Source organism: Gilvimarinus gilvus (genome assembly GCF_030518155.1).
GTDB classification, from domain to species: Bacteria; Pseudomonadota; Gammaproteobacteria; order Pseudomonadales; family Cellvibrionaceae; genus Gilvimarinus; species Gilvimarinus gilvus.
The window spans coordinates 1-386 of record NZ_JAULRU010000276.1; the positions used below are offsets into that span (position 1 = coordinate 1).

Below are 386 nucleotides of genomic sequence, written 5' to 3' on the forward strand. Positions count from 1 at the left end.
CACCGCTGGCTTCAATTGCCACACGGGTCTCTTCCAGATCACGGTATTTACCCGTCCCGATCAATAGACGGGACTGAAAGCTTCGGCCTGCAATAATCAAAGGATCGTTATGTTGTTCAGACATTATTTTCTACCCAGTAAAAATTCTGTTTCCAATTTGAGGAAAGGACCCCTTTCCCTAATAAATCCGGCTACTTAACCGCCGCCTATGGCATGAACGACTTCGACCCTGTCACCGTCCTGCAGCACTGTTTCAGCATGTCTGCTACGGGGCACGATCTCCAGGTTAAGTTCAACTGCTACACGCCGCTCACCGAGCTTTATCTGCTCAAGCAGGGCTGCCACCGAGGTGCCTTGTTGTACCTCGAGACTGTCACCATTTAGCT

1 protein-coding gene and 1 pseudogene are annotated in these 386 nt (G+C 50.3%); both read right to left on the minus strand.

The genetic code is table 11. From position 1 onward, the window contains the following. Positions 1-124 (minus strand): annotated as a pseudogene (locus tag QWI17_RS04780) (hypothetical protein); the annotation flags it as partial. Positions 125-195: 71 nt separating this feature from the next. Further along, positions 196-386, minus strand: a 191-nt coding sequence (gene thiS / locus QWI17_RS04785; protein WP_302721377.1) for a sulfur carrier protein ThiS, incomplete at its 5' end; no start/stop codon positions are given.